At 65.5% G+C, this 23,178-nt stretch carries 24 protein-coding genes and 2 riboswitches; of the genes, 14 read left to right on the top strand and 10 right to left on the bottom strand.

Features of this window, described 5'->3' with window-relative positions; all coding sequences use genetic code 11:
* Positions 1 to 24: 24 nt before the first annotated feature.
* The gene (locus ACQR3T_RS00210; RefSeq protein ID WP_032377418.1) at positions 25 to 471 is read right to left on the bottom strand and encodes a MarR family winged helix-turn-helix transcriptional regulator; all 447 of its coding nucleotides are present in this window, start codon (positions 469 to 471) and stop codon (positions 25 to 27) included.
* 34 nt (positions 472 to 505) lie between these two features.
* Positions 506 to 1,957 (bottom strand): NCS2 family permease, encoded by a 1,452-nt coding sequence (locus tag ACQR3T_RS00205; protein ID WP_037175673.1) that lies wholly within the window; start codon positions 1,955 to 1,957, stop codon positions 506 to 508.
* Positions 1,958 to 2,016: 59 nt separating this feature from the next.
* On the opposite strand from ACQR3T_RS00205, the gene ACQR3T_RS00200 reads away from it, so the two are divergent.
* Positions 2,017 to 2,256: a DUF2530 domain-containing protein gene (locus ACQR3T_RS00200; RefSeq protein WP_032377420.1), complete on the top strand. Its 240-nt coding sequence runs from the start codon at positions 2,017 to 2,019 to the stop codon at positions 2,254 to 2,256.
* A 141-nt stretch (positions 2,257 to 2,397) separates the two neighbouring features.
* Positions 2,398 to 2,541, top strand: coding sequence for a hypothetical protein (locus ACQR3T_RS00195; RefSeq protein ID WP_155289340.1), 144 nt, complete (start codon positions 2,398 to 2,400; stop codon positions 2,539 to 2,541).
* Here the strand turns inward: ACQR3T_RS00195 and ACQR3T_RS00190 are convergent.
* The 3 genes from ACQR3T_RS00190 to ACQR3T_RS00180 are packed head-to-tail and all read right to left on the bottom strand — an operon-like array spanning position 2,510 to position 6,775.
* A complete protein-coding gene (locus ACQR3T_RS00190) occupies positions 2,510 to 3,061 on the bottom strand; it encodes a phosphatase PAP2 family protein (RefSeq protein WP_428692163.1) in 552 nt (183 codons plus the stop codon). The two genes, ACQR3T_RS00195 and ACQR3T_RS00190, sit on opposite strands and share 32 nt — an antisense overlap.
* Entirely contained in the window at positions 3,051 to 5,780 is a 2,730-nt protein-coding gene (locus ACQR3T_RS00185) for a sacsin N-terminal ATP-binding-like domain-containing protein (RefSeq protein WP_428693020.1), read from the bottom strand. Before ACQR3T_RS00185 ends, ACQR3T_RS00190 begins: the two co-directional genes overlap by 11 nt.
* Entirely contained in the window at positions 5,777 to 6,775 is a 999-nt protein-coding gene (locus tag ACQR3T_RS00180) for a DUF3027 domain-containing protein (RefSeq protein WP_428692162.1), read from the bottom strand. Before ACQR3T_RS00180 ends, ACQR3T_RS00185 begins: the two co-directional genes overlap by 4 nt.
* A gap of 59 nt (positions 6,776 to 6,834) precedes the next feature.
* On the opposite strand from ACQR3T_RS00180, the gene ACQR3T_RS00175 reads away from it, so the two are divergent.
* The 3 genes from ACQR3T_RS00175 to ACQR3T_RS00165 are packed head-to-tail and all read left to right on the top strand — an operon-like array spanning position 6,835 to position 9,891.
* Positions 6,835 to 7,683 carry a glutaminyl-peptide cyclotransferase gene (locus tag ACQR3T_RS00175; RefSeq protein WP_428692161.1) on the top strand — a complete coding sequence of 283 codons (849 nt, stop codon included), beginning with the start codon at positions 6,835 to 6,837 and terminating at the stop codon, positions 7,681 to 7,683.
* Positions 7,684 to 7,687: 4 nt separating this feature from the next.
* Complete coding sequence (locus ACQR3T_RS00170) at positions 7,688 to 9,382, top strand: MFS transporter (protein WP_428692160.1); 1,695 nt, start codon at positions 7,688 to 7,690, stop codon at positions 9,380 to 9,382.
* Positions 9,379 to 9,891, top strand: coding sequence for a DUF2771 family protein (locus ACQR3T_RS00165; protein ID WP_428692159.1), 513 nt, complete (start codon positions 9,379 to 9,381; stop codon positions 9,889 to 9,891). The genes ACQR3T_RS00170 and ACQR3T_RS00165 overlap by 4 nt, the downstream gene beginning before the upstream one ends.
* Before the next feature lie 12 nt (positions 9,892 to 9,903).
* Here ACQR3T_RS00165 and ACQR3T_RS00160 read toward each other — a convergent pair whose 3' ends face one another.
* On the bottom strand, positions 9,904 to 10,320 hold the full coding sequence (locus ACQR3T_RS00160; protein WP_008719325.1) for a cold-shock protein: 417 nt from the start codon (positions 10,318 to 10,320) through the stop codon (positions 9,904 to 9,906).
* A gap of 188 nt (positions 10,321 to 10,508) precedes the next feature.
* Between ACQR3T_RS00160 and ACQR3T_RS00155 the strand changes: the two genes are divergently transcribed.
* From ACQR3T_RS00155 to ACQR3T_RS00145, 3 genes are all read left to right on the top strand, one after another.
* The gene (locus tag ACQR3T_RS00155) at positions 10,509 to 10,727 is read left to right on the top strand and encodes a hypothetical protein (RefSeq protein ID WP_032378319.1); all 219 of its coding nucleotides are present in this window, start codon (positions 10,509 to 10,511) and stop codon (positions 10,725 to 10,727) included.
* Positions 10,728 to 10,730: 3 nt separating this feature from the next.
* Entirely contained in the window at positions 10,731 to 11,105 is a 375-nt protein-coding gene (locus ACQR3T_RS00150; RefSeq protein WP_032377424.1) for a YccF domain-containing protein, read from the top strand.
* Positions 11,106 to 11,381: 276 nt separating this feature from the next.
* Positions 11,382 to 11,583: riboswitch (cyclic di-AMP (ydaO/yuaA leader) on the top strand.
* 8 nt (positions 11,584 to 11,591) lie between these two features.
* Positions 11,592 to 12,203, top strand: a complete 612-nt coding sequence (locus tag ACQR3T_RS00145; protein WP_032377425.1) for a transglycosylase family protein — start codon at positions 11,592 to 11,594, stop codon at positions 12,201 to 12,203.
* 78 nt (positions 12,204 to 12,281) lie between these two features.
* Here ACQR3T_RS00145 and ACQR3T_RS00140 read toward each other — a convergent pair whose 3' ends face one another.
* Complete coding sequence (locus ACQR3T_RS00140) at positions 12,282 to 12,470, bottom strand: hypothetical protein (protein WP_008719333.1); 189 nt, start codon at positions 12,468 to 12,470, stop codon at positions 12,282 to 12,284.
* Between the two features lie 61 nt (positions 12,471 to 12,531).
* Here ACQR3T_RS00140 and ACQR3T_RS00135 point away from each other — a divergent pair, with 61 nt between their 5' ends.
* The 3 genes from ACQR3T_RS00135 to ACQR3T_RS00125 all read left to right on the top strand — a co-directional run bounded on the left by ACQR3T_RS00135 (position 12,532) and on the right by ACQR3T_RS00125 (position 17,297).
* Entirely contained in the window at positions 12,532 to 14,823 is a 2,292-nt protein-coding gene (locus ACQR3T_RS00135; protein ID WP_428692158.1) for a helicase-associated domain-containing protein, read from the top strand.
* 89 nt (positions 14,824 to 14,912) lie between these two features.
* Positions 14,913 to 16,568: a DNA repair helicase XPB gene (locus ACQR3T_RS00130; RefSeq protein WP_032378320.1), complete on the top strand. Its 1,656-nt coding sequence runs from the start codon at positions 14,913 to 14,915 to the stop codon at positions 16,566 to 16,568.
* A 39-nt stretch (positions 16,569 to 16,607) separates the two neighbouring features.
* Complete coding sequence (locus ACQR3T_RS00125; RefSeq protein ID WP_428692157.1) at positions 16,608 to 17,297, top strand: DUF3239 domain-containing protein; 690 nt, start codon at positions 16,608 to 16,610, stop codon at positions 17,295 to 17,297.
* Here the strand turns inward: ACQR3T_RS00125 and ACQR3T_RS00120 are convergent.
* Positions 17,278 to 18,264 carry an LLM class F420-dependent oxidoreductase gene (locus ACQR3T_RS00120; protein ID WP_094702552.1) on the bottom strand — a complete coding sequence of 329 codons (987 nt, stop codon included), beginning with the start codon at positions 18,262 to 18,264 and terminating at the stop codon, positions 17,278 to 17,280. The two genes, ACQR3T_RS00125 and ACQR3T_RS00120, sit on opposite strands and share 20 nt — an antisense overlap.
* A 62-nt stretch (positions 18,265 to 18,326) precedes the next feature.
* Between ACQR3T_RS00120 and ACQR3T_RS00115 the strand changes: the two genes are divergently transcribed.
* Entirely contained in the window at positions 18,327 to 19,499 is a 1,173-nt protein-coding gene (locus ACQR3T_RS00115; protein ID WP_428692156.1) for a pyridoxal phosphate-dependent aminotransferase, read from the top strand.
* Complete coding sequence (locus tag ACQR3T_RS00110; RefSeq protein WP_032377429.1) at positions 19,496 to 20,521, top strand: AraC family transcriptional regulator; 1,026 nt, start codon at positions 19,496 to 19,498, stop codon at positions 20,519 to 20,521. Before ACQR3T_RS00115 ends, ACQR3T_RS00110 begins: the two co-directional genes overlap by 4 nt.
* On the opposite strand, the gene ACQR3T_RS00105 is transcribed toward ACQR3T_RS00110, so the two are convergent.
* Positions 20,514 to 20,939 (bottom strand): VOC family protein, encoded by a 426-nt coding sequence (locus tag ACQR3T_RS00105; RefSeq protein ID WP_428692155.1) that lies wholly within the window; start codon positions 20,937 to 20,939, stop codon positions 20,514 to 20,516. The two genes, ACQR3T_RS00110 and ACQR3T_RS00105, sit on opposite strands and share 8 nt — an antisense overlap.
* A 58-nt stretch (positions 20,940 to 20,997) precedes the next feature.
* Between ACQR3T_RS00105 and ACQR3T_RS00100 the strand changes: the two genes are divergently transcribed.
* On the top strand, positions 20,998 to 21,618 hold the full coding sequence (locus tag ACQR3T_RS00100; protein ID WP_428692154.1) for an alpha-ketoglutarate-dependent dioxygenase AlkB: 621 nt from the start codon (positions 20,998 to 21,000) through the stop codon (positions 21,616 to 21,618).
* Positions 21,619 to 21,630: 12 nt separating this feature from the next.
* Here the strand turns inward: ACQR3T_RS00100 and ACQR3T_RS00095 are convergent, their stop codons facing one another.
* On the bottom strand, positions 21,631 to 22,722 hold the full coding sequence (locus ACQR3T_RS00095) for a 3-deoxy-7-phosphoheptulonate synthase (RefSeq protein ID WP_428692153.1): 1,092 nt from the start codon (positions 22,720 to 22,722) through the stop codon (positions 21,631 to 21,633).
* A gap of 237 nt (positions 22,723 to 22,959) precedes the next feature.
* Positions 22,960 to 23,170: riboswitch (cobalamin riboswitch) on the top strand.
* The last annotated feature ends 8 nt before the right edge of the window (positions 23,171 to 23,178 follow it).

Genomic DNA, 23,178 nt, shown 5'->3' with positions numbered 1-23,178 from the left:
CATTCAGATAATAAACCTAGGTAACTACTCGGAGTCGCTCACCAGGGCGCCGATGATGTTCACCGCGTCACGCAGAATGTCGAGTTGCTCGGCCGTGAGGCCCGCGAGCTGGGCGGTCATCCACGCCTCGCGCGCGCTTGCCTCGTCGGCGATCAGCTCCTGACCGGCAGGCGAGAGCGAGACGATCACCTGGCGTCCGTCGGTGGGGTGCGGAGTGCGCACCACGAGGCCGAGTTCGGCCAACGACGCGATCACCCGCGTCATCGACGGCGGCTGAACCCTCTCGCGCGCAGCCAACGCACCGGGCGTCATGTCGCCCTCCCGGCTCAGCGTGGCCAGAGCCGACAGCTGCGTCAGTGATACTTGCGAGTCCACTCGCCTACCTCGAAGGTGGCGAGTCAGCCTCACCACCGCAAGCGACAGATCGCTTGCCAATTCCCGGTTGTCTTTAACTACGTTTCCCGACGTCACAGCGCAGAGAATACGCCCTGGTACCGACCGCGCGTCATGTAACCGCCTCGGTGATGGGTCCCACCGCGAAATATGCAACAAACAGCAGTGCAACAATCCACAACAGGGGATGTACCGACTTCGCGCGGCCGGATCCGACCGCAAGTACCACCCAGGTGATGAAACCGACGCCGATCCCGTTCGCGATCGAGTAGGTGAACGGCATCACCACGATGGTCAGGAAGGCGGGCAGCGCGTAATCGAAGCGCTTGAAGTCGATATCGAGTACCTGCCCGATCATCAGCGCACCCACCACGACCAGTGCGGGAGCAGCCGCTTCGATCGGGACGACGGCCGTGAGCGGGGTGAAGAACATGGCCAACAAGAACAGCAATCCGGTGACCACATTGGCCAGCCCGGTGCGGGCACCCTCGGCGATTCCGGACGCCGATTCCACGAACACGGTGTTCGACGACGCCGACGCACCGCCACCGACGATCGCTCCGGCACCCTCGACCACCAGAGCCTTACCGATGTTCGGCAGTTTCCCGTCCTTGTCCAGATTCGCTTCTTTGCCCAAGCCGGTCATCGTGCCCATCGCGTCGAAGAAGTTGGCGAGCACGAGCGTGAACACCAGCAGGCTTGCCGCCAGCACGCCGATGCGAGTGAACGCTCCGAAGAGATCGACGTTGCCGACCAGCGACAGATCGGGAGATTGCACCAACTGGCTCGGCAACTGTGGCACCGACAGATTCCACCCCTTGGGGTCGACGCCATTGGAGGGCCCCACATCGGTGACGGCCTCGACGATCGCCGCGAAGATCGTCGTGACGACGATGCCGATCAGCAGTCCGCCGCGGACCTTGCGCACCACGAGTACACCCATCAGCAGCAGCCCGAACACGAAGATGACCGTCGGCCACGACGCGATCGATCCGTCGATGCCGAGCCCGACGGGAACCGTCGTACCTGCGGCGTCGGGGATACGGCGCACGAAGCCGGAGTCGACCAGCCCGATGAACGCGATGAACGCGCCGATACCGGCGGCGATCGCTGCCTTCAGCTCCGCCGGGATCGCGTTGAAGACCGCCGTGCGGAATCCGGTGACGGCCAGCAACACGATGATGATGCCGTCGATGACCACCAGTCCCATCGCCTCGGGCCACGTCACCTGGGGTGCGATGGTCACGGCAAGCAACGTGTTGATGCCCAGGCCTGCCGCGATACCGAAGGGGTAGTTCGCGATGATGCCGAAGGCGATGCTCATGAACCCGGCTACCAGCGCTGTCACTGCGGCAACCTGGGCCACCGGCAGAATGTTGCCGAGCACGTCGGTCTTGGCCGCTGCGTCGTCGGCGGAGAAGCTGCCGAGAATCAGCGGATTCAGGACGACGATATAGGCCATGGCCACGAAGGTGACCACGCCTCCCCGTACCTCGGACCCCACCGTCGAGCCGCGCTCGGTGATCTTGAAGTAGTTGTCGAGTAGCCGCGACGACAATTGCATGAGCGAACGATAAAGCACACTGCGAGACTTGGGGAAATATGGTGGCGTAGCGTGATTTTGTGGCCGACCTCCCCCAGATCCCGCGCAGCCTCACCGATCCGGTTCCGGTGTTGGCGATCGGCATACTCGGCTGGATCGTCGCGCTGGTGGTGTTCACCGCCACCGGCGACCGCACCGGCGATGCGCTCGCCACGTGCTGGTCCGGCATCGCGGTCGGTGCCGTAGGGTTCGGAATCTTCCTGATGCAGAGAGCCGCGTCACGTCGTGGGAGCAAAACCGCCCAGCGCGGCCTCGATTGAGACCAGCATCACGTTAGCCCGATCACGACACCGCCCCTGACGTGGGCAAACTAACCCCTCAGCCGGTTGAGTAACACAAAGTTAACGTGGACCATGGGTTATGTCAGTCAAACACCCTCTTTGATCCACGAAAGCCAGGCCATGAAGCTCGTCTCTCAGTACCGCAACCGTCGCAACCACGTCCGCTCGCTCCGCGCTCTCTACGCACGCGCCAACGCTGTCTCCAGCCCGGCCATGCGCGACGAGCTGCTCGTCATCGCCCAGCGCTCGGACTTCTCGCGCTGATCTGCCTGACGGCATAGATCCATCCCAGCCCCCACAGGGCACCGAACACCCAGCCGGCCAGCACGTCCGTGGTCCAATGCGCACCCAGATAGATCCGAGAGAATCCGATCAGCAGGGTCGCGACCACAGGTAGCACCAGTAGCACCGGCCGATGCAGCCACGGATGCGGCGATCGCATCATCACCGCGATCGCCACCGTGGCAAGCAACATCGACATCATCGCGTGGCCCGACGGAAACGAATGGCTCGCAATATCCACCAGCCGCTCCGGAATCGGTGGACGCTCCCGCGCGAACGCGAATTTGAGCGCATTCATCAGGCCCCAGCCGGTGAGCATCGAACCCGCGACGACAACGGCATCCGACCTGCGTCCCACGCGAAGCACCGCAACGACGACCACCGCGGACAACAGAAACATCGACACCGTGTTGCCGAGTGTGGTGATGATCCAGAACATCGTGGTGAGCCAGTCGACTCGATGCCCGACCATCCAGTCCAGCACTGTCGCGTCAAAGCCCACGAGGTCGCTCCCAACTCTCCGTGCAGTGGACGGTTCCGTCTGCGGTAACCCATAACGGCACGGCGTGGTCACCGCTGACGTCCCCGGTCGATCGGACCATCAGTTCCCGGTGCACCACCACCCCTCCTGATGGCAGCGGCAATCCCATTACTGCACAGGCCAATACCGCTCCAGGTTCGCGGTCCCAGGAGCTGACACGTCCGACTCCGAGCACTTCTCCGCTGATCGCCTCCGACGCAGGCCCGATGTCGAGAACGTCCGCCAGAGCGGCCGCGGTAGACATGTCCGAGAGAACTGCAACCTCCGGCGGTACGACGCTTGCCAGCCACGGCGTGTCGATCACCAGCGCGTCCGACGCGTCGATGACTGCTCCACCGAGAGTGCGAACTCGATCCGGTGGATCGATGTCGGCGACGTCGATGCGCCCGTCGACAACTGCGGTCGCGATCAGCGTGTGGGTACGTGCGATCACCGCGGGACTCGGATGCCTCTGCGGATCCGACAGAGCCTGCAGCAGTACACGAGCTGTCTCGACGCTCTCGCACTTCGGCGCAGCGAGCACCGCCTCCAGCTCGTCGGCGCGCGGGTGATCCAGCGGATCGAGCAGGCCTGCGAAAGTCTCGTCGGACGGCGCACGGAACGCACTCAGGGGCACCCTCTGCATTCGCGCATGACGCCTGAGCCACCACGCGGTGTAGCCGTCCCGATCGGTCAGAGCCGCACGGGTATTGGGATCGTCGAGCAGAACGGTCAAGGCCTCGGACCAGGCGTCCGAACGAACGAGATCGAGATCTCGGACTGCGAGCAGCGTGTCCGGTTCCGCGGACAGGCCGGACCACCACGCAGGCTCGTCGTCGAGGTCGTGATCCGGCCCGGTCGGCAGCTCGTCGCGTACCACCGAGAAACCCCACCCGACGCCCACCGCACGCAGAGCCCGCTCACCGAACCTCGTCACCACCGCAGGCGCGAGTACGCCGAACGGTGAATCCTGCACCAGCAGATCCGCCAACGGCGCTCCGGGAAGCAACAATTCGTCGGCACTGCGCAGCTCGCCGTGCTCGTCTTCGAGCGGCAGGCCACCGATCCAGCCAGGCAGCTCACCCGCCTCCGCAGCCAGGGCGAGAACGGCATTCACCAAAGTCTCGACGTCGTCGTGGCTGTCCCAGTCGAGATCGTCGAGTGTCGCCTCGAGGGCCGGGTCCGTCAGCAATTCGAATGCGGTTGCCGCGCGGGCACCGAGCCGCGTCAGCAGCGGACTCACTGCATCCGGATGCACCAGACGCACCCATGTCACCGCCGCCGAGGCGTCGGAGCCGATCACCGTTGTTCGTGCACCGGTCACCGTGCGGCCGTCTGCCAGCGGAACAGGCAGAGCAGCAAGCTCTTCCGCAACAACACCGTCGACGACGAGGGGTGTCAACGCGTCGTACAGCTGCTGCCACCACCGCGGCTCGCGATCCAGACCACCGAGCATCTCCGCCAGCCCGGCCGATCCGATCCGGTGCACCCCCACTGCCGAGAGCGCCGACGCGTCGCGCGCTCCCGACAGCGTCGCGTCGACCAGATCGGGTACGACGTCGATAAGCACCGAGGCGAGTTCCTCGGAGGCGTCCGCGACGACATTCGACCGCTCGGGCACGAGGTCGCGTCCGTGCGCACCGGGAAGCCATGGCGCACTCGACAATCGACGGAAGATCAGCTCTCGCAACTGCCCATCGACCTCGCTTCGAGCGAATCCGACCTCGGGCACGAACGACACCCGCGACGACGCAGGCAGTGACGCCACGAAATCCGCGTACCCGCGTGCCACCGCATCGAACGAGACACCCGGCAGCACGCGCCGCCGGTCCGGCTGCATCGGCACATCGGCAATCACCAACGCGGGCAACGACAACAGCTCGTCCGATCGGGTGGGAGCCCGCAACACGTCGGGTGACGCAGGAACGGGTAGACCGTCGACAACGGGAGCCAGCCAGCGCGCGGCAGGGGTGGTGAACTGTCGCCATGTTCGCGATCCGATCGCGATGTCGGCACTCTGGGCGTCGAGTGTCGTTCTGACGCAGTCGATCACAACGCCCTCGATCTCGATCGAGTCCAGCGCTTCGAGTTCGAGAAGCAAATCCGCGGCCTCGTCCGCATATCCGGAGCCAAAGGACTCCGCGTCCGGATCCGTCCGCGGCGTCAGCACGATCTCGGTGTCGAACCCCGCAGCGGGCGGTTCCGCCACCGGCCACGCCAACCTCAGTACCGGCACACCCGCCTCGGGCATGGCCATTCCGCGCTCGCGCAGCGCAGCCGAGGTGCGCCGCGCACTGAACAGCACACCGCCGCCCAGCGATCGCACCTCGATCTCGTCGGACACCGATCGCACCGCGGTGAAACCGACTCCGAACTGCCCGACGCCTCCATCTGCAGCAGTCTTGGCCGACGCTCTCAGGGCCGTCAGTGCATGTACACCCGAAACATCGAGCGCAGCACCGGTATTGGCGATGTGAATGGAACCGGCATCATCGGTCCACACGGCCAATCGACCCGACACACCCGCCCGCGACGCCGCGTCCGCGGCGTTCTGCGCGAGCTCGGTCAAGAGCCGGTCGCGGTAGCCTCCGCGCACCAGATCCGACTCGGACGCCGAATCCTCACGAAGCCGCGTGGGCGACGAGGCCCAGGCCGCGAGAATCGACTCGCGCAGCGACCCGGTATCGAACGGGTCGATCAGCTCGGAGATACCGAATCCTCTTCGTGCACAGTCTCATCAGCCGCCTCGGGTTCCGCCGACTCGCTCGATACCGGAGCCGTTTCACCGGCCGGTACCTCTGCTTCCCGAACTGCCTCCACCTGCACGGCCTCTGCCTCTGCCGGCGCTTCGGTTGCCTCGGTCGGTCCGTCGGACCCGTCCACACTGTCGGTGGTCTCGTCCGCAGAAACGGCCTCGACCGGAGGACTTGTCTCGACCGGAGGCGTCGGCGCTACGGTGACGTCGAGAGCCGCGTCGTCGTACGGCTCGAATTGCGGTGATCCTGCTCCGGTGGGCAGTTCGGTATCGGAGTGCGCACCGCAGCCGTACTCGGCATGCACCACGCGCCCGTCGGCGGCGAATTCGTTGCCGCACACTCCGAATGCGGCAGACAACGATCCGGCGATGGGCAGGTAGAAGCCGCAGAGCCCGCACGTCGACGGCGCAGCCTTGGCCATCTCGGCATCGGGACCGAAATCGCCGTCGTGCCAGCGTTGGGCGGCGTCGAGACGTCCTTCGAGGCTGGTGACCTTCGTTCGACCGAGACCGATCTCGCCGGCAACGTCGTCGACGGCTGGGTCGCCCGAGCTGACGTAGCCCGGCACGAGTCGTGGGTCGTCCTGTCGCGGAGACAGCAGATCGCCAGGTCCCAGATCACCGGGACGGATACGTTCGTCCCACGGCACCCAGGACGGTGCCACCAGAGCGTTGGGGCCCGGCAGCAGAACCAACTCACTGACCGTGGCGCGATCGGCGTCCTCCGGGGCCGCGACCACGACGGCCCACTGCCACCCTCGGTAGCCCTCGAGATCGCTGACGAACCGGTGAGTGGCCGCGCTGGCGTCCTCGACGGTGACCCCGAGATACTCGCCGACACCTCCCTCTCCCAGGTCGAGCAGAGCCTGCCGCGCGAGGTCCACGGCATCGGCCAAGACTGGGCGGATGGAATCGAGCTCTGGAGAAGATACGAAACTCACACATTCAGTTTGCCGCATCGACTCGGTGACGCCCAGTTCGGGCTGCCATCATGGATGCAATGACCGTCCGCGCTCGCACCTTCGCCGCCGTCCTGACCTCTGCACTCGCGGTCACCGCGTGCTCGTCGACATCGGGATCGACGACCGCAGCTCCGACGACCTCGGACTCGGTGCCGACCCTGACCGCAGACGTCGTGCGCGAATACGACCGCGACGACGGCGCGTTCACTCAGGGATTCGAGATCGACGGTGACGTGCTCTACGAAGGCACCGGGCTGGAAGGCTCGTCGTTCGTCAGGCGCACCTCACTCGAGAACATGACCGAGCTCGCGCGAGTCGATCTGCCGTCCGACCTGTTCGGCGAAGGGATCACCGTCGACGGGGACACCCTGTGGCAGATCACCTGGCAAGACGGAGTCGCCATCGCCCGCGACCGGGACACCCTGACCGAACAGCGTCGAGTGAACTACGACGGCGAAGGCTGGGGACTCTGCACCGAGGGCCGAGGAACATCGGACGACCGCCTCGTCATGAGCGACGGCACATCCACCCTGACCTTCCGCGACCCCACCTCATTCGACGCCGTCGACACGGTGGACGTCACACTCGACGGCAATCCGGTGGAACGGCTCAACGAGCTCGACTGTGCCGAGGACGGCTCGATCTACGCCAATGTGTGGCAGACATTCGACATCATGCGCATCGACCCCGACACCGGGAAGGTGACAGCCGTCATCGACGGCACACCGCTGTGGGATTCGATGTCTGCCGCCGATCGAGGCGGAGCCGACGTCTTCAACGGCATCGCACAGATTCCGGGTACGGACCGATTCCTCGTGACCGGAAAATTCTGGCCCAAGATCTTCGAGGTGCGATTCACCGATACCGCGCCCGTAGGACAGAATTGACCCCGTGACCGATCCCCGTCTCCCCCACACCCCACCGGGTGCGGACGACCCCGAACAGAACGGCGTGTCCGGTCACTCCGCAGGCTCCGCTCCTGATCACTCGGATCATCCGGGTCTGGCCAACTACCCGCCCGCACCTACTCACTCCGCCCATGTTCCGAGTCGCCGCGAACCGCTGCCGCCGCTGCATCCGCCTCGAACCGAGAAGATCACCGCTCCGCGTGGCCGGACCGGCGCTCGCAAGCCCCCGCCGATGCCGAAGAAGCTGACCGTCACACGCGTTGCCGCCATGCGCGGCCGCGAGCTCACCGGCAAAGGCATCGCGTCGTTCCAGCGAGCTGCGAAAGCCGACGGTGCGGACAAGTCCGGGCTCACGGCGCTGACCTACGCGACCATGGCCAACTTCGCGTCGGACGCGGCGTTGGCGATCGCCTTGGCCAACACACTGTTCTTCTCTGCGGCCACCGGTGAGGACAAGACCAAGGTCGCGCTCTATCTCGTCATCACCATCGCGCCGTTCGCGCTGATCGCACCGTTGATCGGGCCGCTACTGGACCGCCTTCAACACGGTCGACGCATCGCGCTGGCCACATCGTTCGGGTTGCGCACCGTGCTGGCGGTAGTGCTGGTGTTCAACTTCGACAGTTGGGTGCTGTACCCCGCCGCGCTCGGCATGCTCGTACTCAGCAAGTCCTTTGCAGTCCTCAAGAGCGCGGTGACGCCGCGAGTGTTACCGCCGGAGATCGACCTCGTCCGCGTCAATTCTCGGCTCACCGTCTTCGGTCTGCTCGGTGGCACCATCGCGGCAGGGGCCGTCGCCGGCGGCATCGCGTTCTTCGCAGGCTCACCGGGCGCGCTGTGGTTCGTCGCCGCGATCACCGTGCTCGGCGGCTACCTCAGCATGCAGATCCCGTCCTGGGTGGAGATCACCGAGGGTGAAGTGCCGGCCACCCTGAGCTACCACGCCGACCAGCACGGCAACGACTTCGCCGGAAGCAGTGCCCCGACGGAGAATCTGCGCCGCACGCCGCCGAGCAACACGAAGAACCGCAGACAGCCCCTGGGACGGGCCGTCATCGTGGGACTGTGGGGAAACGGCACCATCCGCATCCTCACCGGCTTCCTGACGCTCTACATCGCGTTCGTTGCCAAATCCCGCACCGAACACGAGCCGCTGCAGCAGGCCGCGATGCTCGGACTCGTCGGAGCCGCCGCCGGTCTCGGCAACTTCGCGGGCAACGCGCTCGGTGCCAGGATCAAGCTCGGCCGGCCGTCGTTGGTCGTCCTACGGTGCACCATCGCGGTGACGGTAGTGGCAGTCGTCGCTGCGATCACCGACAGCCTGCTCACCGCAGCCGTGGCAGCGCTGGTGGCGTCGAGTGCCAGCGCGCTGGCCAAGGTCTCCCTCGACGCGTCGCTGCAGGCCGATCTGCCGCCGGAATCGATCGCGTCGGGATTCGGCCGATCCGAAACCGTCATGCAGTTGTGCTGGGTTCTGGGTGGCACACTCGGGGTGCTGCTCCCCACCGAATACTGGCTCGGTTTCACCGTCGTGTCGGTGTTGCTTACGATCGGCCTCGTGCAGACCTTCCTCACCTACCGCGGCAGATCGCTCCTACCCGGCTTCGGCGGCAACCGCCCCGATCACGTCGAACAAGAAATGTCCGACGGCTCCTTCGGCGAAAACGTGACCAAGTGAATTTCGCTCCTCGCACCAAGAAGATCGCGGCGATCATCGTCGCCGGTCTCGTCGTCATCGCCGTCGCATTCGTTGCGGTGCTCGCCCTGCTGATCGGGAGAGCCCCGGAGAAGGAACCGACCGTCACCGCGTACGCCAACGGACGCGCCGTCGTGGTGGAGCCGTATCTGTACTGCGCTGTCAGCGACCCGCTGTGCACCAACGTCGGTGAGACCACCGAGGTCCAGGTCGGCAACGCCAGGACGGTGCAGCTCTCGCTGCCCGCCCCCATCTACTCCGCACCGTGGGTGCTCGCCGTGGTCTACGGCGACGACAGTGGCGACGTGGTGGAGAACACCGAGTTCAACGAGCCGGACACCAAGCTCAGTGTCACGGTTCCCACGAAGGACGACAGCAACCGGACACTGCTCGGCATCGAGGTGCGCTTGCCCACCGGCATCATCGACACCGATACCAATCAGGAAGGGTTCGTCAGCCACGCCATCTGGTCGATCGGCACCCGCCCGTAGTTTCGGTGGATGTCAGCTGTCGAGCTCACGGGCGACGGCCCGAACGACCTCGGAGATTCGCTGCGCGATCTTGCGATCGGGGTACTTGCCCTTACGGAGTTCGGGCTGCACCGTCGCCTCGAGCAGTGTGATCATGTCCTCGACCATCCCGTGCAGCTCGTCGGGTGTGTGCTTGCGCTCGACGGGCTCACGGCGGGTGCTGCCGGTGTTCTGCCGCACCGACGGTGCCGGCTCGAGCACCTTCAAGCTCAGCGCCTGAGGTCCACGACGTCCTGCAGCCATGCCGAACTCGACGCGCTGACCGGCTTTGAGGCCCTCGACGCCCTCCGGCAACGCCGACGAACGCACGTAGACGTCCTCGCCTTCCTCCTGAGAGAGGAATCCGAATCCCTTGTCGACGTCGTACCACTTCACCTTGCCGGTCGGCACTGAGCTCACCCGTTCATCTGTTGCTGTCGGTCGTTTCGTTGTTCGCGGGCCCGATGTTCGGACCTGCGGTCTGCACAAATTTCGCGTCCCACGAAGACGTAGGACGCGAATACACGAGTCTAGCGCGGTGAGTACCGATGAAGCATTCGAGTTCTTCGCACCCCGCACTTCGCACTACCGTGGTGCACGTGGACACACCGACCCGTAAGAGCAGCACCGTTCTGCTGCGCATCGCGCTCGCACTGTTCGCGATAGGCCTCGTCGCCATCGTCGCGATCCTGCTGTTTCCGATCTTCTCCGACTCCAAGCCCCCGCTGAGCCTGTATCTGACGGCCATGTTCTCGGCACCGGCCGGGTTCGTGCTGGCTTTGGTGTACGCGCTGGCTTCCGGACGGCGGGCTCGGTAGATCATGCGATTGATCCTGAACATCATCTGGCTGGTCTTCGGTGGGCTGTGGCTGGCCATCGGTTACTTCTTCGCCGGCCTTCTGCTGTGCATCCTGATCGTGACCATCCCGTTCGGCATCGCGTCGTTCCGTATCGGTGTGTACGCACTGTGGCCGTTCGGGTCGACGATCGTCGACAAGCCAGGATCCGGGTCCGGCGCGCTCGTCGGGAACGTGCTCTGGTTGATCCTCGCCGGCTGGTGGTTGGCGCTGACTCATGTGGTCACCGCTGTCGCCATGGCGATCACCATCATCGGCATTCCACTCGCGATCGCGAACCTGAAGTTGATCCCCGTATCTCTGATGCCCCTCGGCAAAGACATCGTTGCCGTTCGGTGACTTTCCGGACGACTCTCGCCTCCTGTGACTTCCATCACATAACGCTTGGGTAACAGGCCGGCAACGGACCGGGGTTCACTGCCCGCAACGCCCACTAGCTGGGCGGACGCGAGAGGCCCGAAAGAGGTACGAAATGAGCTCGGGACGACGCCGCGAAATCGACAGTTACCAAATAGTGACGTAAGCCGGGAATTTCAGTACGGTCAGCAGCGGCCGGAAAGTTCGGCCGAACTCCGGTCCGCAGCGCCAAACCTCGTCCCGCGGATACCGGAACACCCTCGACGATCACCCAGGGGACGAGGACGGGGGACCCACGTCCTCCACGGACAACCGGGAAGTTGTCGCAACTCACGAAGTTGCACCGACTTCCCTTGGGGTGAAGCCCAATTGCCCATTCGAGACGAATGAGCGAAAAGGCCGGGCTACCTCTCAGCCCGAACCCGACAGCTGACCTCGCAGGCGCGTGTGGAGAGGATTTCAACTCGTATGAGCGGACGTCATCGCAAGCCGAGCACCACTGGCAAGACCGTCGCGAAGGTTGCTGTCACCGGAGCCATCATGGGCACCGCGGGCATCGCTTTCACCGGCACCGCGAACGCGGCACCGGATTCCGACTGGGATCGCCTTGCACAGTGTGAAGCCGGCGGCAACTGGGGCATCAACACCGGCAACGGCTTCCAGGGCGGGTTGCAGTTCTCCCCCAGCACCTGGAACGCACACGGCGGCCAGCAGTACGCAGCCACGGCCAACCAGGCCAGCCGCGAAGAGCAGATCGCAGTCGCAGAGAAGGTCCTCGACTCGCAGGGCTGGGGCGCATGGCCGTCCTGCTCCTCGAGCCTTGGCCTGAGCAGCGCGCCGACCGAGCGCAGCGTTCCGGTCACCCCCAAGGCACCGGAAGTTCCCGCACTTCCCGACCTGTCGTCCATCCCGGCAGTCGACAGCTCGGCCGAGGTCGTCAACGGCATCGTCACCGCCGTCCAGAACCTCACCAACGATCCGGCGATCGCCTCGTTCGTCCAGAACGCAGCGCAGGGCATCCAGCTCGATCCGCAGGTCGTGAACTTCTACCAGGCCAACAAGGCATTCCTGCCCCAGTAAGCGCCCGCGACGGTTCGCAACTCGTACGAAAAAAGCCCCCGACATCGTCGGGGGCTTTTTCGTACTGCGTGGCCTTTTCTAGCGGTTGACCACGGTCACCGGATGCGCGTAGGGCAGGTCTTCGACGGGCAGCGGGAACTCGGTGTCCTCGCCGAAGGGCGACAAGCCACCCGATCGAGCGGACGAGAGTTCGGTCACCGCATGGTCACCGCGAGCGGTTTCCGGCCAGCCTGGATCGACATAGGGCTTCTTCGACTTGTTCACCATGCGCCTATTTTGACACCTGCCCTGCGGCGAGCACCAGCCCAGGTCTCTAATCTGATAGACGATGACCGACACGACTGCGCACCGACACACCGACACGCCCCCTGATCTACCTCAGTGGATCGCAGCTCGCTCCGACGCCGAGCTGATCAAGGCCATGTCGTTGCGCCCGGATCTGACCGCGCCGCCGCCCGCATCGCTGGCCGTACTCGCCGGACGGGCCGAGCAACGACGGTCGATTCTGCACACCGCGGACACCCTCGACACACTCGCCTTGACCGTCCTCGAGATCCTCGCCATCGAGGAGGCCTACGAACGGCCCGTCACTCGCGCTGCACTACTGGCCGTCGTGGCCAAACGCGCACCGGCCAAGAGCGTCGACAAAGCGCTGGCCCAGCTCCGCGAGCGGTTGCTGGTGTGGGGCGACGCGTCCGGCCTCCGAATCAGCGCGACCGCCGCGGACGCCGTGCCGTGGCGCATCGGACGCGCGCTCGATCCGGTCGACAATCTCACCGAGTCGCACATCACCGCAGCTCTCGCCGAACTCGGCGAGGGGGAACGCAATCTGCTCGACACCCTCGCCAGATCGTCCCCGACCGGCCGCACCCGAGACGCGGCACCTGGCACTCCGCCGGACCGGCCGGTCCAGAAGCTGCTCGCCGCCGGCCTGCTGATCTGGTTGGACGAGCAAACCGTCGAGCTACCCGTCCAGGTGGGGCAGATTCTCCGCGGCGAGCCGATGTCCGATCCACGGTCGCTCGCCGAGCCGAAGCTCGCCACCAAGGCACAGTCGCTCACCGACGTCGATGCCGCTGCCGCAGGCGAGGCCCTCGAACTGGGTAGGCACTGCGTCCTGATCATCGAAGCTCTCTCCGCGTCGCCCGCTCCTGCGCTCAAGGCCGGCGGACTTGGCGTGCGCGAGCTCCGCAAGATCACCAAGGCAACCGGCCTCGACGACGACCGAGTCAGCATCCTCGTCGAACTGCTGGCGGCGGCGCATCTGATCTCCAGCGGAACACCGGACCCGGTTCCCGCGTCCGACACCGGCGACGACTACTGGGCTCCCACACCGGCGGTCGACGCCTGGCTCACCGCTGCCCCGGCGGCCCGCTGGCACACGCTCGCCTCCGCCTGGCTCGAGGTGCCGCGGGCACCGTGGGTCATCGGGATGCGTGACCCCAACGACAAGCCCATCGCCGCCCTGTCCGAGGAAGTTCGCTCTCCGGCAGCACCGCGGGATCGACGGATGATCCTGGAGCTGCTCACCGAACTCGGCAGCGGACACTCGACCCAGCCGGCGGATCTCGCCCGGATCCTGGCGTGGCGTCGTCCCCGATGGTCCGGACGCTTCGGCGTCACACCCGTCGGACACGTCGTCGCCGAAGCAACCGCACTGGGAATCGTCGGCCGCGGAGCGATGTCGACCCCGGGGCGCTCACTGCTGCACGACGGCAACGCCGAGGCCGACATGCGCGCGGCTTTGCCCGAGCCGATCGACTACGTCCTGGTGCAGGCAGATCTCACGCTGGTGGCACCGGGCCCGCTAGAGCCGGACCTGCACGATCGGATCGAACTCGTCGCCGACGTCGAATCGGCGGGGGCAGCGACGATGTACCGGATCAGCGACACGAGCCTGCGACGCGCCCTCGATGTGGGATTGAGCGCGTCCGAGCTGCACGCGCTGTTCGCGACCCACTCACGCACACCGGTGCCGCAGGCCTTGACCTATCTCATCGACGACGTGGCGCGTCGACACGGTCGCCTGCGGGCAGGCGTCGCCGCGTCGTTCGTCCGATGCGAGGACCCGGCGTTGCTGGCGGAGGTGATGGCCTCCCCGGCGGCGGAATCGCTGGCCCTTCGAGCCCTCGCCCCGACCGTCGCGATCTCGCAGGCTCCGCTTGCCGAGGTGCTCTCGGTGCTGGCCGGGGCCGGCTTCGCGCCTGCTGGTGAGGACTCGTCCGGAACCATCGTCGATCTGCGCGCCCGCGGGTCGCGGGTATCGGCACGGCGGCCACGCCAGACGTTCCGAACTCCGGCTGTCCCCACCGAGGAACAGCTGGGTTCGTTGGTGCGTGGGATGCGCGCGGCCGACCGGGCGGCAGGCAACGGCGGTGCGGTGGTGCGCGCCGACGGCTCTCGCGCCAGCAGCACCGCGACGATGACGCTGCTGCAGACCGCAGCCAAGGTCAAACGCAGTGTCAGCATCGGCTACGTCGATGCACAGGGGGTCGCGACCCACCGAATCGTCGATCCGATCAGCATCGGCGGCGGCCAACTCGACGCGTTCGATCCCGCCACCGGAGGGGTTCGGCGCTTCACCCTGCATCGCATCACCTCGGTCGCTCTGGTCGAGTAGTTCGACGCTCACGTGCACGCGCGCCCCTACCTGTGGACAATGGAGAAGTTGCGCTCTTTCGGGCGCGGCGGAAGTCTCTAGGAGGAACCGTGACCGACGGCCCGCTGATCGTTCAGTCCGACAAAACGCTGTTGCTCGAGATCGATCACGAACTCGCGGGTGCAGCGCGGGCGGCCATCGCACCGTTCGCGGAGCTCGAACGTGCCCCCGAGCACGTGCACACCTACCGCATCACCCCGCTGGCCCTGTGGAATGCGCGCGCTGCCGGCCACGACGCCGAGCAGGTGGTCGACGCGCTGGTGAACTTCTCGCGCTACGCGGTGCCGCAACCGCTGCTGGTCGACATCGTCGACACCATGGCTCGCTACGGCCGACTGCAGTTGGTCAAGAGCCCGATCCACGGCCTGGCCCTGATCAGTCTCGACCGCGCTGTGCTCACAGAAGTCATGCGCCACAAGAAGATTGCGCCGATGCTCGGTGCCATGGTGGACGAGGACACCGTCATCGTCCATCCCAGCGAACGCGGACACCTCAAACAGATGCTCCTCAAGATCGGTTGGCCTGCCGAAGACCTCGCCGGATACGTGGACGGCGAAGCTCACCCCATCGAACTCGACACCGAGGGCGGCAAGTGGACACTGCGCGACTACCAGGAGATGGCGGCGGATTCGTTCTGGGCCGGCGGCTCGGGCGTCGTCGTACTGCCGTGTGGCGCGGGCAAGACAATGGTCGGCGCGGCGGCGATGGCACGGGCCAAGGCCACCACACTGATTCTGGTCACCAACACCGTCGCCGGTCGGCAGTGGAAGCGCGAGCTGATCGCGCGCACCTCGCTCACCGAGGAGGAGATCGGCGAGTATTCGGGAGAGCGCAAAGAGATTCGCCCTGTGACAATCGCCACGTACCAGGTGATCACGCGTCGCACCAAGGGTGAATACAAGCACCTGGAACTGTTCGATTCCCGCGACTGGGGTCTGGTGATCTACGACGAGGTCCACCTGCTCCCCGCCCCGGTGTTTCGAATGACGGCAGATCTGCAGTCGCGTCGACGCCTCGGTCTGACGGCAACGCTCGTCCGCGAGGACGGGCGCGAGGGTGACGTCTTCTCGCTCATCGGCCCGAAGCGATACGACGCGCCGTGGAAGGACATCGAGGCGCAGGGGTGGATCGCACCGGCGGAGTGCATCGAGGTTCGCGTCACTCTCACCGATGCCGAGCGCATGTCGTATGCCGTGGCCGAACCCGAAGAGCGCTACAAGCTGTGCTCGACGGCTCACACCAAGATCGCCGTCGTGAAGTCGATCCTCGCCAAACACCAGGACGCTCCGACGCTGGTGATCGGCGCGTACCTCGACCAGTTGAACGAGCTCGGTGAGGCCCTGAACGCTCCGGTCATTCAGGGTTCGACCAAGAACAAGGAACGCGAAGTGCTCTTCGACGCGTTCCGCAAGGGCGAGATTCAGACGCTCGTGGTGAGCAAGGTGGCGAACTTCTCGATCGACCTACCCGAAGCATCTGTCGCAGTACAGGTTTCGGGCACATTCGGGTCGAGGCAGGAGGAGGCGCAGCGCCTCGGCCGACTGCTCCGACCCAAGCACGACGGCGGTCAGGCCCATTTCTACTCGGTGGTGTCGCGCGACACTCTCGACGCCGAGTACGCCGCGCACCGTCAGCGTTTCCTCGCCGAGCAGGGGTACGCGTACCGCATCACCGACGCGGACGACTTACTCGGTCCGGCGATCTGACGCTTCTGTCGGCACGGGCGGCGTGCTAGGAATAGTTGTGTGCGCCGATTCCAGTTCCCAGTAGACGTAGCCCACGCGAAGTCGGTGAACGAGACGTTCACCGAGCTTCGCCGGCTGCGCGCCTCGGCGGCGCTCACTGCCGTGATCCTGACTGCTCTGGGGGTGTGGTTCATCTGGATCGCAACCCCGTGGTCGTACATCCTCGGTGCCGTGTTCTGCATCGGTGCGGCCACCTCACTGTGGGTGATGCTGTGGGCACCGCGCAAGATGGGGTCCATCGAATCGCAATATGCCGCAGGCGATCTGGTTCCTGCGATGGTGGCCGAGAAATTACCGGGCGGAGCTCTGTTGCTGGCCTTGGTCGACATCGCGAAGCCGGGGGTCGAAGAACCGCACTACGTGTTGATCACCCGGGTCGTGCGAGCCCTGCCCGGCCACGCGATGGAGCGGGGAGCGAAGGTGCCCTCGGTGTCGGTTCTCGCCGACCGCGGCGCGAACACGGGCGGGCGAACGTGGCAGTTGGTCTCGGCGATGCCCATCGCCTGGGGCACTCCCGATACCACGGTTCTCGCGCGCGCAACCGACGAGATCACCGAGGGCGAGTGGGCGCTGTTGCACGCGAACATCGGCTTGTCCGAGAAGGTACGCAAGGCAAAGAACCAACAGTTGCTCATCGATCCGGCAGATCTTCCCGACGACCTGAGACGAGCTACGGGAGAGCCGGGATGACCTCGCGCTCGAAGAGTTCGATTCCGGAGCGATCGTAGGCAGCTTCCGGGAAGTAGAAGATTCCGTACGTCATCCCCTGCTCCTGCAGCGCCGTCAGATTGTCGACGATCTGTTCCGGGGTTCCGACGGCCGGCATGCCGCGGAACGCCGTCAGGGCTCCTTCGGCTTTGTCCGCACCCACGTAATCGGTGAGCCGACTCTCCAGGGCGCGAAGCTTGTCTTCCACTTCCGACTCGGTCGCCGCGATGACGACGTTGTAGTTCGCCGAGCGGACGATGGCATCGAAGTCGGTACCCACGGTGGAGCAATGCTCGCGCAGCAGAGCCGATTTGGCGGCGAATCCGGTGGGGGTTCCATCGAAGTTGGTGTAGTTGGCGTACTTCGCGGCGATCTTCAGGGTGACCTTCTCGCCCCCGCCCGCGATCCACAGCGGGATTCCGCCCTCCTGCAGCGGCAGCGGCCGCACCACGGCACCGTCGATCTGGTAGTGCTTTCCGTCGAGGAACACCTCACCGGTCGTCCATGCCTGCTTGAAGATCTGCACGCCCTCGTCGAGCCGACCCAATCGTTCACCCGGAGAGGGAAACCCGTAGCCGTAGGCGCGGAACTCGTGCTCGTGCCAGCCGCCGCCGATGCCCATCTCGACGCGTCCGCCGGAAATGATGTCCACCGTGGCAGCAACTTTGGCGAGGTAGGCCGGGTTGCGGTACGACATCGCAGTGCACATCTGCCCCAGCCTGATCCGGGAGGTGCTCGCAGCCAGTGCGGACATCAGCGACCATGCTTCGTGCGTCGCCTCGTCGGTTGCGGTGGGAACGGTGTGGAAGTGGTCGTACACCCACAGGGACTCCCACGGACCGGCCTCGGCGGCGAGCGCGTGGTCACGCAGCACATTCCAGTGCCGGGCGGGGTCGATACCGACCAGATCCAGGCGCCAACCCTGTGGAACGAACAATCCGAATCGCATGACAGGCACAGTACAGACGCAGGGCGAAAGACCGGTTCCGGCCGGTGAACTACGCTGGACGAATGTCCGAGATGCCGCCCTCGCGCACCGTAGCGCGCCTGCGCCCGTTCGCATCGACGATATTCGCCGAAATGACCGCTCTCGCGGTGGCGAAGAATGCCGTCAATCTCGGTCAGGGCTTTCCCGATACCGACGGGCCGCCTGCCATGCTCGAGGCCGCACGTGAGGCCATCGCGAGCGGACTCAATCAGTACTCCCCCGGCCCCGGTATGCCGGTGCTACGCAATGCCGTCGCCGCCGACCGGGAACGGCGATTCGGGGTGCACTACGACCCCGACTCGCAGGTACTGATCACCGTGGGTGCCACCGAGGCGATCTCGGCATCGCTCCTCGGATTGATCGAGCCGGGCGACGAGGTGCTGCTGATCGAGCCGTTCTACGACTCCTACGCGGCCGCCATTGCCCTTGCCGGAGCGACCCGTACCGCCGTGCCCCTGGTTCCCGACGGCAACGGGTGGACGGTCGACACCGAGGCCCTCGATCGTGCCGTCGGTCCCCGAACACGCATGCTCATCGTCAACTCCCCGCACAACCCCACCGGTACCGTCTTCGACCGCGCCACCATGGTCCGCATCGCCGAGATCGCCGTCGAACACGACCTGCTCGTCCTCACCGACGAGGTCTACGAGCACCTGACCTTCGACGGCACAGTGCACACGCCGATCGCGACGCTGCCGGGGATGTTCGAGCGCACCGTCACCGTCTCGAGTGCGGCCAAGACCTTCAACGCAACGGGGTGGAAGACGGGCTGGGCGCTGGGCCCGGCCCACTTGATCGATGCCGTGCGCGCCGCCAAACAATTCATGAGCTTCGTCGGCGGTACCCCTTTCCAACCTGCCGTCGCCTATGCCCTCGAGCACGAGCAGCCGTGGATCGCCTCGATGCGCGACGGCCTGCAGCGCAAGCGGGACACACTCTCGGCTGCACTCGACGCCGCAGGCGCGGACGTGAAAAACAGCGCGGGAACATATTTCGTGTGCGCCGACGTCGCGCCCATCGGGCGTGGGGACGCGTACGAATTCTGCCGCTCCCTGCCGGATCTGGTGGGCGTCGCAGCGGTTCCGGTCACGGCCTTCGTGGACGAACCAGCTCCCTGGAAGTCGTTGGTACGCTTCGCTTTCTGCAAGCAGGACGAGGTACTCGCCGACGCAGCCGAGAGGCTACGGAGATTGTGACTCCGCAATCGACGATCCCGGCGTACTTCGTCCGACAGGCCGTCGACCTCGCGACGAGCGGCGGGATGGATTTGACCTACCCGTTGTCGATGGCCGGGATCGGGCCCACCATCCTCGGGAACCCGGCGGAACGGCTGACCACCCGCCAAGTCACCGCCTTCACCCAGGCGGTCTGGGCGGTGACCGGCGACGAACTGTTCGGCCTTGCCGCAGTACCGGTGCGGCGCGGCAGCTTTCGCGTGATCTGTCAGACCCTGATTCATTCGGAGAACCTCTGGGCAGCTCTGATCAGGATGTCCGAGACCATGCGGGTGCTGATTCCGGTTCGCCCCATGACGTTGGACCGCACCGAGGAGTCCACGGTGTTGACGATCCACGTCACGCCCACCACTCATCTGACCCCGGAAGCCAACGCCCTCGCCGAACGCTTGCTCACCGACTTCCTGTTGATTCTGCTGCACCGATTCGCGGCGTGGCTCATCGGCAACCGCGTCAAACTGCTGTCGGTGCAACTGCCGTACGCGCTTCCCGGTCCCGAAGCGGGCAAGATGTACGACTCCATTTTCGGGACGCATGTCGAGTTCGGAACCGACCGTGCCACACTGGAATTCGACAGCGCGGTGATGCGAGCACCGATAGTGCAGACCGAGGAGACCCTCGCCGAGTACCTGGCCGAGTCACCCAATCTGCTGTTCTCGTCGCGAGACTACGACAGCACCGCGTCGAGCCAGGTTCGCCGGGCGCTCGAAACCGGCTTCAAAGGCGGCGCACCGGGAACCGAGGACATCGCGGCGATGCTCAACATCAGCCCGCCGCACCTTCGACGCGTCCTCCGGCAGGAGGGCACCTCGATCAACCAACTGCGCGAAGAAGTGCTGCGCGATGCAGCGATCTCAGGGTTGAGCCGCGGAGACAGTGTCGACGACATCTCGGCTCGTCTCGGCTTCTCCGAGCCCAGCGCGTTCCGCCGCGCCTTCAAGCGCTGGACCGGTCAGACCCCCGGCTCGTACCGTCTCAGCTGACGCAGAACTCGTTGCCCTCGGGGTCGGTCATGGTGATCCAGACGCTGGGACCCTGAGTTCCCCGATGAAGTACCGCCGCACCCCGCGCTTCGAGTTCCGTCACCACCGACTCACGCTCGTCACCGACGCGGATGTCGAGGTGCAACCGATTCTTCACCGATTTCGGCTCGGGTACCGACTGGAACAGCACCCGCGGGGAGCCGGGTGAGTCCGGATCGACGATTCCCGCGCCCGCCTGCCACACGAGAACGCCCTCGAAGGTGGTCGTGTCCTCCTCACGAGCATGCCCCGCAGCGACCATCTCGCGAATGAAGTCCTCGTTGCTGGGTTCGGACTGCCAACCCAGCGTCTGTGCCCACCATTTCGCCAGCGCATGAGGGTTCGCACTGTCCACGACGACCTGAAATCGATAGCCCATGCGACGAAGATACCGCCGCGCAGTGGAAATGGGAACACCTGTTCGATACAGTCGATTCATGTCGCTCGCGATGCAAGGCTCGTTGTTCGGTGACGACGACGGTGGCGTCGGGTCGCTGCAGTCCGTCACCCGACGGGAGCTGACGCTCGGTGCCTGGATCGACGTGCGCCCGGGCTGGTTGTCCGATACCCGTCTCTTCGACTCGCTGGTGACCGACGTCGATTGGCGCGCCGAACGCAGACAGATGTACGACCGCGTGGTCGACGTGCCACGCCTGGTCCGCTTCTATGCCGAGCGCGAGCACTGGCCGCACACGGCACTGTACGAAGCGCGTGACGCGCTCGACGACCACTACCGCGCCGAACTCGGTGAGTCGTTCACCACCGCAGGGCTGTGCTACTACCGCAACGGCTCCGACAGCGTCGCCTGGCACGGCGACAACATCGGCCGCAGCGCGACCGAGGACACCATGGTGGCCATCGTCTCGCTCGGTGCGACAAGACAACTCATGCTTCGGCCTCGCGGCGGCGGTACGTCGCTCAAGTTCACGCTCGGGCACGGCGATCTGGTGGTGATGGGAGGCTCGTGTCAGCGCACGTGGGAGCATGCGATTCCCAAGTCCACCCGCGCGATCGGCCCACGCATCAGCGTGCAATTCCGACCGCGCGGGGTTCGTTGACGCGCTGGGTTTTCAGTGCGCAGGGTTCGACGCCCTACGCTTGTCCACCGCCGCAGCCAGCACGTTCAATTGTGTTGCCGTGGTGTCCCAGTCGAGGCAGGCGTCGGTGATCGACTGCCCGTACACCAGGTCTTCGCGGTGGCCGAGTTCGAGATCCTGACGCCCCGCCACCAGGAAGCTTTCGAGCATGAGCCCGACGATGCCGTGTTCGCCTGCTGCGACTCGGCCGGCCACATCGGTGACCACGTCGACCTGCTTGTTGTGGTCCTTGCGGCTGTTGCCGTGACTGGCGTCGATGACGACGCGCTCCGGCAGACCCGACTTACGCAGGCGCGCAACGGTATCTGCGACCGATTCGGCATCGTAGTTCGGTCCGTCGACGCCCCCGCGGAGAATGACGTGGCAGTCCGGGTTTCCGACGGTCCGAACGAGCGCTGCCTGGCCGTCCAGATCGGTGCCGGGGAAGACATGGCTCGCCGCGGCGGCGCGGGTGCCGTCGACCGCCACCTGGATATCGCCCTCGGTGGAGTTCTTGATCCCCACCGGCATCGACAGCGCACTGCACAGCTGGCGGTGCACCTGGCTCGCAGCGGTCCGTGCACCGATCGCGCCGTAGCTCACCAGATCTGCGATGTACTGCGGGGTGATCGGGTCGAGGAATTCGCATCCGACAGGCAGGCCGAGCGCCGAAATATCGAGCAGCAGTTGGCGTCCCACCCGTAGTCCGGAATTGATGTCGAAGCTGCCGTCGAGGTGCGGATCGTTGATCAGTCCTTTCCACCCCAGCGTCGTCCGGGGCTTCTCGAAGTAGACCCGCATGACGATGTGCAGTCGATCGCCCAGTTCGGCTGCCGTGGCGGCAAGGCGCCGCGCGTAGTCGAGGGCAGCATCGGTGTCGTGCACCGAACACGGGCCGACGACGACGATCAGTCGATCGTCGCGGCCGTCGAGAATGTCGACCACGCCGGAGCGGCCGGAGCGGACCGTCGCGGAGATCGCGTCGTCCACGGCATGTTCGCGGCGCAACACCGACGGCGCGACCAGCGGACTGATACTGATCGTCCGCTGATCATCGAGTGACGGGGTGTCGAGAGAGAGCGTCATGAGAGGGTTTCCTGTTCCCAGGCCGACTCAGCATGCTCCACGCGCACTTCGAGCCGGTCTGTATCCGGCTCGTGGGGTGGAGGTCAGCGCATGGCGTCGCTGGCTGACCCACCCGGGGCCGGCCTGCTAAACCAGAAATACGTGCGCTGCATGGAGAGCACCGTAACAGACGCGTCGGCGATGCATCTATGCTCGTCCCTGCAGTCGGTTCGCCAGGTGGTCATGAGGAGCCCCGAAGTTCACCACGGCGCCGAAGCGATGCGCGGCAGTTCCGGCGCGTCGTGAGAGGGAACCCGGTGAGAATCCGGGACTGTCCCGCAGCGGTATGCAGGAACGACCGCCGTCAACAGCACTGAAGAGGCCTCTTCGGGAAGCGACGGCCAGTAGGAGTGGGCTCTTCGTCCACGTGCCCGCGAGTCCGAATACCTGCCGTCTGTGCTGTGCACGCCGTGCGCA

Source organism: Rhodococcus sp. IEGM1428, assembly GCF_050321865.1.
In the GTDB taxonomy this organism is placed as follows: domain Bacteria; phylum Actinomycetota; class Actinomycetes; order Mycobacteriales; family Mycobacteriaceae; genus Rhodococcoides.
The sequence above is the reverse complement of the archived record's forward strand: the minus strand, read 5'-3'. Positions and strand labels throughout refer to the sequence as shown.

Excerpts from the sequence above, each read along its gene's own strand:
- ACQR3T_RS00205 (WP_037175673.1), bottom strand. The coding sequence starts at position 1,957 with ATGCAATTGTCGTCGCGGCTACTCGACAACTACTTCAAGATCACCGAG.
- ACQR3T_RS00195 (WP_155289340.1), top strand. The coding sequence starts at position 2,398 with ATGAAGCTCGTCTCTCAGTACCGCAACCGTCGCAACCACGTCCGCTCG.
- ACQR3T_RS00175 (WP_428692161.1), top strand. The coding sequence starts at position 6,835 with ATGACCGTCCGCGCTCGCACCTTCGCCGCCGTCCTGACCTCTGCACTC.
- ACQR3T_RS00150 (WP_032377424.1), top strand. The coding sequence starts at position 10,731 with ATGCGATTGATCCTGAACATCATCTGGCTGGTCTTCGGTGGGCTGTGG.
- ACQR3T_RS00145 (WP_032377425.1), top strand. The coding sequence starts at position 11,592 with ATGAGCGGACGTCATCGCAAGCCGAGCACCACTGGCAAGACCGTCGCG.
- ACQR3T_RS00140 (WP_008719333.1), bottom strand. The coding sequence starts at position 12,470 with ATGGTGAACAAGTCGAAGAAGCCCTATGTCGATCCAGGCTGGCCGGAA.
- ACQR3T_RS00135 (WP_428692158.1), top strand. The coding sequence starts at position 12,532 with ATGACCGACACGACTGCGCACCGACACACCGACACGCCCCCTGATCTA.
- ACQR3T_RS00120 (WP_094702552.1), bottom strand. The coding sequence starts at position 18,264 with ATGCGATTCGGATTGTTCGTTCCACAGGGTTGGCGCCTGGATCTGGTC.
- ACQR3T_RS00115 (WP_428692156.1), top strand. The coding sequence starts at position 18,327 with ATGTCCGAGATGCCGCCCTCGCGCACCGTAGCGCGCCTGCGCCCGTTC.
- ACQR3T_RS00105 (WP_428692155.1), bottom strand. The coding sequence starts at position 20,939 with ATGGGCTATCGATTTCAGGTCGTCGTGGACAGTGCGAACCCTCATGCG.
- ACQR3T_RS00100 (WP_428692154.1), top strand. The coding sequence starts at position 20,998 with ATGTCGCTCGCGATGCAAGGCTCGTTGTTCGGTGACGACGACGGTGGC.
- ACQR3T_RS00095 (WP_428692153.1), bottom strand. The coding sequence starts at position 22,722 with ATGACGCTCTCTCTCGACACCCCGTCACTCGATGATCAGCGGACGATC.